The organism is Duncaniella sp. (assembly GCF_029054785.1).
GTDB lineage: Bacteria > Bacteroidota > Bacteroidia > Bacteroidales > Muribaculaceae > Duncaniella.
Map to the genome: position 1 here is coordinate 1 of NZ_JAIDEN010000115.1, position 9,031 is coordinate 9,031.

General features: G+C 48.8%; 7 protein-coding genes. 4 read left to right on the top strand and 3 right to left on the bottom strand.

Annotated elements, in window-relative coordinates; all coding sequences use genetic code 11:
* Positions 1 to 363 precede the first annotated feature (363 nt).
* From K2H17_RS07615 to K2H17_RS07630, 4 genes are all read left to right on the top strand, one after another.
* Complete coding sequence (locus K2H17_RS07615; protein WP_300133357.1) at positions 364 to 2,556, top strand: outer membrane beta-barrel family protein; 2,193 nt, start codon at positions 364 to 366, stop codon at positions 2,554 to 2,556.
* Positions 2,557 to 2,586: 30 nt separating this feature from the next.
* Positions 2,587 to 3,591 (top strand): histidine kinase, encoded by a 1,005-nt coding sequence (locus K2H17_RS07620; protein ID WP_300133360.1) that lies wholly within the window; start codon positions 2,587 to 2,589, stop codon positions 3,589 to 3,591.
* Positions 3,588 to 4,316, top strand: a complete 729-nt coding sequence (locus K2H17_RS07625) for a LytTR family DNA-binding domain-containing protein (RefSeq protein WP_300133363.1) — start codon at positions 3,588 to 3,590, stop codon at positions 4,314 to 4,316. Before K2H17_RS07620 ends, K2H17_RS07625 begins: the two co-directional genes overlap by 4 nt.
* 200 nt (positions 4,317 to 4,516) lie before the next feature.
* On the top strand, positions 4,517 to 5,887 hold the full coding sequence (locus tag K2H17_RS07630; protein WP_300133365.1) for an MATE family efflux transporter: 1,371 nt from the start codon (positions 4,517 to 4,519) through the stop codon (positions 5,885 to 5,887).
* 29 nt (positions 5,888 to 5,916) lie between these two features.
* Here the strand turns inward: K2H17_RS07630 and K2H17_RS07635 are convergent, their stop codons facing one another.
* The 3 genes from K2H17_RS07635 to K2H17_RS07645 form a co-directional block, all read right to left on the bottom strand.
* On the bottom strand, positions 5,917 to 6,747 hold the full coding sequence (locus K2H17_RS07635) for a 4Fe-4S binding protein (RefSeq protein WP_300133368.1): 831 nt from the start codon (positions 6,745 to 6,747) through the stop codon (positions 5,917 to 5,919).
* A gap of 228 nt (positions 6,748 to 6,975) precedes the next feature.
* Complete coding sequence (locus K2H17_RS07640; RefSeq protein ID WP_300133371.1) at positions 6,976 to 8,193, bottom strand: ABC transporter permease; 1,218 nt, start codon at positions 8,191 to 8,193, stop codon at positions 6,976 to 6,978.
* Positions 8,194 to 8,195: 2 nt separating this feature from the next.
* Positions 8,196 to 8,945, bottom strand: coding sequence for an ABC transporter ATP-binding protein (locus K2H17_RS07645; protein ID WP_300133374.1), 750 nt, complete (start codon positions 8,943 to 8,945; stop codon positions 8,196 to 8,198).
* Between the last annotated feature and the right edge of the window lie 86 nt (positions 8,946 to 9,031).

Genomic DNA, 9,031 nt, shown 5'->3' on the forward strand with positions numbered 1-9,031 from the left:
AGGTTCAATTAATGGTTAAAATTATTGGTATCCGTCCAAATCTCTAAAAAAGAGAGCCTTATTCAGTAGGCAAAGTTAGTTGTTTTTCTGTAAATAAGATGTCTATGGCCAAAAAAAATTGTAAAAAATGCCAATAATTCTTTTTGAATAGGCTTTTTTATCAGTAATTATGATGGTTGTAACTTTGCTTAATGGTGGTAATCTGACAGTTAGAAAAGTTGAAGTTCTCTTTTTTAGAGATTTGGACGGATACCAATAATTTTAACCATTAATTGAACCTGCATCCTGTCACAATATTCCGGTCTTTTGTCACTATGATTCCGTCGATCTGCTTTTCTCAAAATATATTTGCAGAAAAAAAGAATGTTCCAGAGTCTTTTCATCTCTTTGCTTTTGCAATGTCAAGCGATCTCTCCATGCAGTGCCGACACTGCGATCACCACCGGGCAAACTGTCTATCAGAATCAACTTCAAACTGATTCCGCTTTTTTTACAGATCTGAAAGAAATCACAGTCACCGCAACACGTCCGACCTCGATCGTAAAAGCCGACCGCATATCCTATATCCCATCAGCAATCATCTCCGGAAACACAGTCTATGATGCCTTAGAGTCAATTCCCGGTGTATCCGTCGAATCAGATGGCAAAATATCAGTGAACGGCGAACGCGGCATAACAGTCAACATCGACGGACGCAAATCAATCCTCACCGGTGAGGCTCTGACCGCCTTTTTGCGCGCCACTCCATCTTCTGATATTGACAAAATTGACATCATCACGGCTCCAAGCGCCCGACGAGAAGCATCGGGCCCCGTCACTACAATAAACATTCAACGGCGACGTAAGAATACCGACGGATTCTCTATCGGTCTAAATTCCAACGCCCAAATCTGGAAAACACGCCGGATATACGGCGCCATACACACAGAGTATTCCTGCAAAGGACATGTCCTGACTCTGATCTGCTCCTCGCTCTCCGCACTGAACCCGACTGACCTGATCACCGAAAGACCTTATCCCGGATATTCCGAAAATCTCCTCCAGACATATCGGCGTGAAAGAACTGATCTCATGAACAACATCGCCTTATCCTATGACTACAAAACCAACTCCAATTTAAGCCTGGGTGCATCGTTGAACTACAATCACTCCAACAGAAAAGAACCCGCAAGCATGACAACGATCACTCCTATTGACGGCAACCCTATCATAACCAACAACTCAGCCCGTTTCATAACCCACAACGTCTATGGCGGGGCATATCTCAAGAAACAGGCTTCAGGTTCCAAGAACGGCTGGACATTGTCTTTCGATTTTTTCAATCACGACAACACAGAGAATCAACTGATGGAAGACAATGCGTCGACATCCATCAAAGGTGATATGTCAGGCAATACATTCGGACTTGTCGGAAATTTCGACTGGCAAAAAACGCTTTCTTCCAATTGGGAGATCACAGCCGGACTGCGCACGTCATATATCCGGATGAGTAATCTCGGCATCTATTCTGATCAGTCAGAACAGGCTTCTTCTAAGGACCATTCGGCATCTCTCGGCTCCTCATTCGGCTATTCCGAAAACGTCAACGCGCTCTATGCAGAGGCAAAGGCCAGATACGGCTTTCTGACCGCAACCGCAGGTCTCAGAGCCGAAGAAAGCAACCTGAATTCCGACTTTTCAGGCAACGAAAGTGCCGACAGCCATGACATCTCACGCCACGGATTCCGCATATACCCATCCGTCTCACTGATGGCAAGCACCTTGTCAGCCGGCACATGGATGCTTTCATATTCAACCAGAGTGACACGTCCGCGCTTTGCTGATCTTGATCCTTTCATCCACCTTTTTGATGACATCACACACGTTGGAGGCAATATCCGGCTCAGAGAGTCAATCTCCAATTCAGTCAGCGCCGTATGGACCAACGGTTCGTGGATGAGGGCAAGTATAACCGAAAATTATTCCGAAAACGAAATCATGAAATGCTATCGTGAACTTGGCGATGGGATAGTCTACGTGTCACCTGAAAACCTGCCCCGTCATCTGCAATTGATCCTGACTCTTTCAGCAAACAATCTCAGGATCGGACCTTGCTGGAATCTGTCAGCGACAGCTACAATGCTGTATTCCAATTATCATTTTCCGGCTGAGACCGAAATCAGACCGAATGTGCTGTTCACCCCTATGGGAACGCTGAAAAACCGCCTGACACTACCCTGGGATATCACGGCTGAAATAAGTGCTGAATACAAAGGACGTATGGCCTACGGTCAGGCTGTGGTCTCACCGATCTGGACAACCCACATCGGACTGAAAAAATCATTCCTCAGCAACAAGATCAGCCTCTCAGTCTATATGCGCGACATATTCAACACCAACCACCCGACATCGACAATACTTCTTTCCGGCCGAAAAGCGACTCTCTCAGAACGCGAATTCGAGAACATGCGAAAAATCGGAATCTCCCTTTCGTTCCGTTTCAAAGGAAATAGCCGTTCGTTAAAAAAAGAAGCCGGAAACACTTTGATAGATGAAATGAATCGAGTTAATTTGTAAACTTCAACAATCGCAAGACCCATCAGTGATATGAAATTCACCCCTCTGATATTCGCAGCCATCCTGTTTCTTGTCATCAGGCTTGTCAACGATTTGCCGCCGGGAGAAAACTACTTTATGGTTCATTCAGCCGGATTCATCGCAACCGAGCTGGCAGGCATCATGTGCGGGAGCTATCTCTGCTTCCATCTTGCCGGAAAATGGGTAAGGTTCAGCACCGGAAAGCATCTGAACTTCATGCTGGAATACGGCACCGTACTGCTGTTCCCGACTTTACTGGCGGTAATCATCATGAGCATCTCCCACGAGTCAGACCTATATGAGAAGACAACACTGCTTGTCATACCCATTGTGATCACAGGCCTGATGTCACTGTGGTTATACACCACTATGAAAACGAACTATATTGACAGCCTGTTTTCCGCATCCAGGCTGAAGGAGAAAGAAGCCCGCAATGCAAGGATCGAAACCGAACTGCGGCTTCTAAGATCCCAATATCACCCTCACTTTCTTTTCAACATGCTCAACACCATCTATTTCAGCATCGAAGAGACAAACACCGTTGCCCGCGACACCGTAGAGCATCTTGCAAACCTCCTGCGGGCCCAACTTTATGATGACGACAGCCCGGTCCCGATAGCCAGAGAAATCTCTGCACTGACAAGCTTCATCGAGCTCTGCCGGATCCGCTATGGCGATTCGCTGAACCTGTCAGTCAGTCTGGATGAAAGCTATCCGTCGTCAAGGATCCATCCGCATCTGCTTCTGCCTCTTGTCGAGAACGCCGTCAAACATTCCGGAGGCGGATCCACAAGACAAATATCAGTCCTTCTCACACGCACTCCGGATACCATCGATTTTCAGGTCGAAAACACCGTCCCTTTGGAGACCGCCAATAATCCCGACAACCATAATTCCGGAATCGGATTGTCCAGCTTGCGAAAAAGGCTGGAACTACTGTATGAAGACAAATACTCACTGACACTCATGCAGGATTCCGGAATCTATTCAGCACACCTTCACTTATTGCTATGACCGACATTCCAACTCTGACATGCGTAATCGTTGACGACGAGCCAACAGCCCGTTATGGATTAAGGAGCTACATAAACCGGACGCACGGCCTCAGTTGTGTGGCCGAGTTTCAGGATGCAGTCTCATTCTCGGCATATCTCGACAGAAACGCGGCTCCTGACATTGTGTTCATGGACATACGTATGCCCATTATGTCCGGAATGGAGTTCCTTGCCAACCGGACAGTCCGGTCAGCCGTAATTATTGTAACAGCCTATGAACAATATGCAATCTCCGGCTACGAACTTGACGTGACCGACTATCTGTTAAAACCGGTTTCATATCCACGATTCGTCAAAGCGACCGACAAGGCCCGTGAATATCTGAGTTTCAAACACGGGGCAACGCCGGCGAATCAGATTTTTGTCCGCGCTGACAGACAAATACATCGAATCGATATCAGCGACATCATCTATATCGAAAGCATCGAAAACTATATCCGCATTTTCACCCCTAATGACCGTATCGTGGCACGAAGCACTTTGAAAGAAATCCTGTCCGATTTGCCGGACGAAACATTCATCCGTATCCACAAATCATATATTGTAAACATAAACCACATCAAAAGCATCACAAACAGCACTTTGACCCTGCAACCGACCGGAGAAATTCCTATTTCACGGACTTACAGACATCTGCTCCGGCAAGCGGTCTCAAAGAAGCGCAAAACGACCGGAATCGAATAAATTTTGGCTGCTTCGGAATTTATGACTACCTTTGCACCGCTGATTATAAGATTGCGTTTTGTAACCTTTGGCTCAACAAACAGAAGTGAGTTAATCCTCATCGGAGGGCATAAATGTATGATGCTGGATAAGATGATCGGGTAAAACCAAGATTCTTATACAGCTATTTTTATGTCAAACCCCTTTTGATAATTTCTCTTATGAAACGTGACGCTATTGATCTGGGGAAAGTTTCGATCCCCAGCCTGTTCAGAATCTATCTTGTACCGACCCTGCTGGGAATGCTCGCACTGTGTGCGGTAACAGCCACTGACGGAATCTTCATCGGCCGCGGACTTGGGAGTGAAGCTCTTGCCGCCGTCAACATCTGCATAGCGCCAACAATGCTGATGATGGGCATCGGACTGATGCTCGGAGTCGGTGCCTCGGTTGTCTCCTCAATCCATCTTGCCGACGGAAATGTCAAGGCCGCGCGGCTGAATATCACACAGGCTCTTCTTGTCGCAACAATCGCCGTCAGCCTGTTTCTGATCCTGACACTCGCATCTCCGCGCCGGACAGCACTGATTTTAGGCAGTTCGGAGTCACTGATATCAAGTGTGCTCGACTATATGCCCTGGATTTTTGCCACCTGCATGTTTCAGATCTGGGCTGCTATCGGACTCTTCGTCGTGCGGCTTGACGGCTCTCCGAAATATGCCATGTGGTGCAACGTGTTGCCAGGACTGCTCAATGTCATCCTTGACTACCTTTTTATCTTTCCGCTCGGCATGGGAATCAGAGGCGCCGCCTTGGCCACTTTCCTCAGCTGCATGGCTGGGGGCTTTATGGTGATGATCTATCTTGGCTTCTTTGCCTCTACGCTCAGAATCATACGGATCAAACTCAGCGCGAAAAGCCTGAGACTCACCGTCCGCAACATCGGCTATCAATGCAAAATCGGCATTTCAGCACTCCTCGGCGAGGCGACAATGGGGCTGCTGATGCTGATGGGCAATCTCATGTTCATGCGCTATATCGGCGACGACGGTGTCGGCGCGTTCAGCGTCGCCTGCTACTACTGTCCATTTGTGTTCATGATCGGCAATGCGATAGCCCAGTCGGCCCAGCCGATCATCAGCTACAACTACGGGCTGAAAGCAAAGGAGCGCGTAGTTTCAGCCGAGCGGCTCGCCATATCCTCCGCCATACTCTGCGGTCTCTCGATCACGGCGGCATTTGTGATCTTCCCAACCTCAATGGTCGGGCTCTTTCTTTCACCGGAAAGTCCTGCCGCAGTCATAGCCATCGGAGGATTCCCCATCTTCTCCGCAGCCTTTATATTCTACATCTTCAATCTCACGGCTATCGGCTACTTTCAGAGCGTCGAGAAAGCCGTCCCGTCAGTAGTCTTCGCCCTGCTTCGCGGACTGATATTCCTTGTGCCGTCATTCCTGACAGTCCCAAAACTCTTTGGTGTCAGCGGTATATGGCTTTCGCTCTTCGTTTCGGAAATTCTGACAAGCGGATGTATTATCGGCTACTATCTCTACAACCGCAAACGTGAAACCAAAATTCCGGCTGCGGTTTAGAGGGTGCATTGAAAACACCCTCCCAGCTCTCAGCCGACAATCCAGCGCGGTGATTTCCGAAGGGAAAAGTTTTCGGACAGCACGGGTGCGAACGGCGAGTTGAGGCTGCGCGCACCGACAGGGCAGATCTTGACGCAGGCGCTGCACTTTATACACTTCTCCGGAACTATCGAATGGCAGTCGCTGCCGATGGCCTCCGTCGGGCAGACCTCAACACACTTTCCACATTCGCAACACAGTTCAACGTCAATCTCCGGCAAAAGGCGTACCGGATTGGCCTTCTGGCTCTCCATATATCCCATCACGAAAGTTCTGAAACTGACCAGCGACTGTTCAGGCGACGGCTCATCAAGAAGTCCGACCACATCGGCAGGAGACATCGCCCCCTCTTTCAGCCGCTCTCCTATCGCCTGACCGAACGAGACAGCGTCTGCCAGATCCGCCTTGTCGGGACGGCCTTCGGCTATCGGAGTTCCGGATCTCGAATAGGAATGCTCGCCGACAAAGGCCGCGGCTGCAACCGGCACAAAGCCGAGACTTTCAGCAAATTCAGCCATGTCTTTGACCGCATTTTCAAATGCCCGGTTGCCATAGACTGCAATCAGCACACAGGGCGTGGAGTCAGCGACAATGCCTTTCATTCTCTCTTTTGCCAGAGGGGCCATCTTTCCGCCATAAACGGGAGCGGCAATAAGCGCGATATCTGATTTCAGAGGTCTGAGACAAAGATCTGCGGATCTTCGTGTCACGTCACATCCGCAGATCCCAGCGGCCATGAGTTCTTCGATTCCAGAAGCTACCGATGCGGCTACTTTAGCGGATGTGCCCGTCGGCGAAAAAAAGATATTGTATATTTTCATTGCAAGTCCTGTAATTATAATCCGAGGATAAGAGATTGTTTACAACCTCTAAATATCCGATGAGACTGCAAAGATAATAATTTTTCAAACAGCATTCCTATAAAAAACGCCCGCCAAGATTCACATCTTAGCGGACGCATTGTTAAACACTTAACATCTTTTCTGCTTATAAACTAATCTTCTATTATATCTGTGTGTGTGTATTGAAAGTATGAGCAATTTTAATGATCATTCATATCGGATAGCTTCGATCGGGTCAAGATTTGAAGCTTTCTTGGCAGGATACCAGCCGAAGAAGACTCCGGTCACGGTGCAAACCGCAAAGGAAAGTCCGACGGAATACATCTGTATATAGACGGGCCAATGAGCGATAACCGTCACAAGCCATGAAGCGAGCACTCCTACCAGAATCCCGATCACACCGCCCGTGACACTGATGATCACGGCTTCGATGAGAAACTGGGAGAGGATGTCGATGCCGCGCGCGCCGATCGACATTCGCAGACCGATCTCACGTGTGCGTTCGGTCACGGAAACATACATGATGTTCATGATGCCGATACCGCCGACAAGAAGCGAGATTCCGGCGATGCAGGCAAGAAGCACCGTCATCATGTCACTCGTAGAGTTCATCATCTCGCTCAGTTCCTGCTGCGAACGGATCTGAAAATCATCGTCGGCATCCTCTTTAAGTTTATGGCGCGAGCGAAGCATTTCCGTAACGGACTCAATGGTTTCCTCTGTCTCGTCCTCATTGACCGCGCTGGCGAAAATTCCCTGAATGTAGTCAATGGCGAGGACTCGTTTCATCACGGTAGTGTAAGGAGCGAGGACAACGTCATCCTGGTCCTGCCCCATCGAGTTAGTACCTTTTGACTCCAACACTCCGATGACTGTCATGGGGATCTTTCCGAAACGCACCACCCTACCGACCGGATCCTCTCCGCCTGGGAAGAGATTGTCGACAACAGTCTTGCCGAGGATGCAGACCTTCGCCGCCTGCTTTATATCCTGTTCGGTAAACATTGTTCCGTCCTTGACTTTGAGTTTACGGATTTCAAGATAGTCAGGAGTGATGCCGTACATTGTCGAGGGATAGTTGTTGTTTCCGTTGACAAACTGGCCACCGGAATTGACCGACGGCGAAATCGCAGCTATTCCGGGAAGAGACTGGAGCGCTTCATAGTCCGAGACCTCCAGAGTCTGCATATCATCTGCACTCTGGCGCACACCGCCGCGCTGCATGTTTCCAGGATGGATCATTATCATGTTCGACCCCATTTCCGAGATCTGTGCCTTGATACTGTTTTTGGAACCTTGGCCGATCGCAAGCATGGTGATCACCGAGGCAACACCGATGATGATGCCGAGCATGGTCAGAAAGCACCTGAGTTTATTGTTGTTCAGAGCTTTGAGAGCTATTTTCAGGAGATTGCTTAGATTCATTGTCAATCGTTGTCTTTAGGAAGTGACTCATAAGCCTCACGTGCGGATTTCGGAAATGGATTGCAGGTGTCGGCAACCACTTTGCCGTCACGAAGCACAATGTTGCGCGAGGAATATTCCGCCAGTTCCGGATTGTGGGTTACAAATATTATGGTGCGTCCGCGGGAGTGGAGTTCCTGAAAAAGAGTCAGGATACTGAATGAGGTGCGTGTATCGAGATTTCCGGTAGCCTCATCGGCAAGAATGATCACCGGATCATTGACCAGTGCGCGGGCAATAGCAACACGCTGCTGCTGACCGCCGGACATCTGGTTGCTCTTATGATAGAGTCTTTCGTGCAACCCTACCGCCTCAAGAGCCTTTATAGCCCTCTCACGGCGCTCTTTGGCAGAAACAGAAGAATTGTAAAGCAACGGAAGCTCAACATTCTCTATCGACGTGGTCTTTGGCAACAGATTATAGTTCTGAAACACAAATCCGATTTTGCGGTTACGGGTCACGGCCCGCTGGTTTTTGCTCATCGACTGTACGGAAACTCCGTCCAGGACATATTCTCCCGAAGTCGGGGTGTCGAGGCAGCCGAGGAGATTGAGCAGGGTTGACTTTCCTGAACCGGAAGTACCCATGATGGTGACGAACTCACCTTCGTGGATCGTGAAGGTGACTCCCCGGAGGGCCTTCACCTTCTCTCCGCCGACCATGAATTCACGCCGCAGAGTCTCCACACGAATTATTTCTTTTTTTTCTGACATGACGATAATTAGAGGTTGTTTAATAACAATAGTTAAAATCTGAGCGAAAGTTTTGAGGTGGATATGGATCTGAATTGAAGGAGCAT

Bases quoted from the DNA above. Each gene is read 5' to 3' on its own strand.
- K2H17_RS07615 (WP_300133357.1), top strand. From the start codon at position 364: ATGTTCCAGAGTCTTTTCATCTCTTTGCTTTTGCAATGTCAAGCGATC.
- K2H17_RS07620 (WP_300133360.1), top strand. From the start codon at position 2,587: ATGAAATTCACCCCTCTGATATTCGCAGCCATCCTGTTTCTTGTCATC.
- K2H17_RS07625 (WP_300133363.1), top strand. From the start codon at position 3,588: ATGACCGACATTCCAACTCTGACATGCGTAATCGTTGACGACGAGCCA.
- K2H17_RS07630 (WP_300133365.1), top strand. From the start codon at position 4,517: ATGAAACGTGACGCTATTGATCTGGGGAAAGTTTCGATCCCCAGCCTG.
- K2H17_RS07640 (WP_300133371.1), bottom strand. From the start codon at position 8,193: ATGAATCTAAGCAATCTCCTGAAAATAGCTCTCAAAGCTCTGAACAAC.
- K2H17_RS07645 (WP_300133374.1), bottom strand. From the start codon at position 8,945: ATGTCAGAAAAAAAAGAAATAATTCGTGTGGAGACTCTGCGGCGTGAA.
- K2H17_RS07635 (WP_300133368.1), bottom strand. From the start codon at position 6,747: ATGAAAATATACAATATCTTTTTTTCGCCGACGGGCACATCCGCTAAA.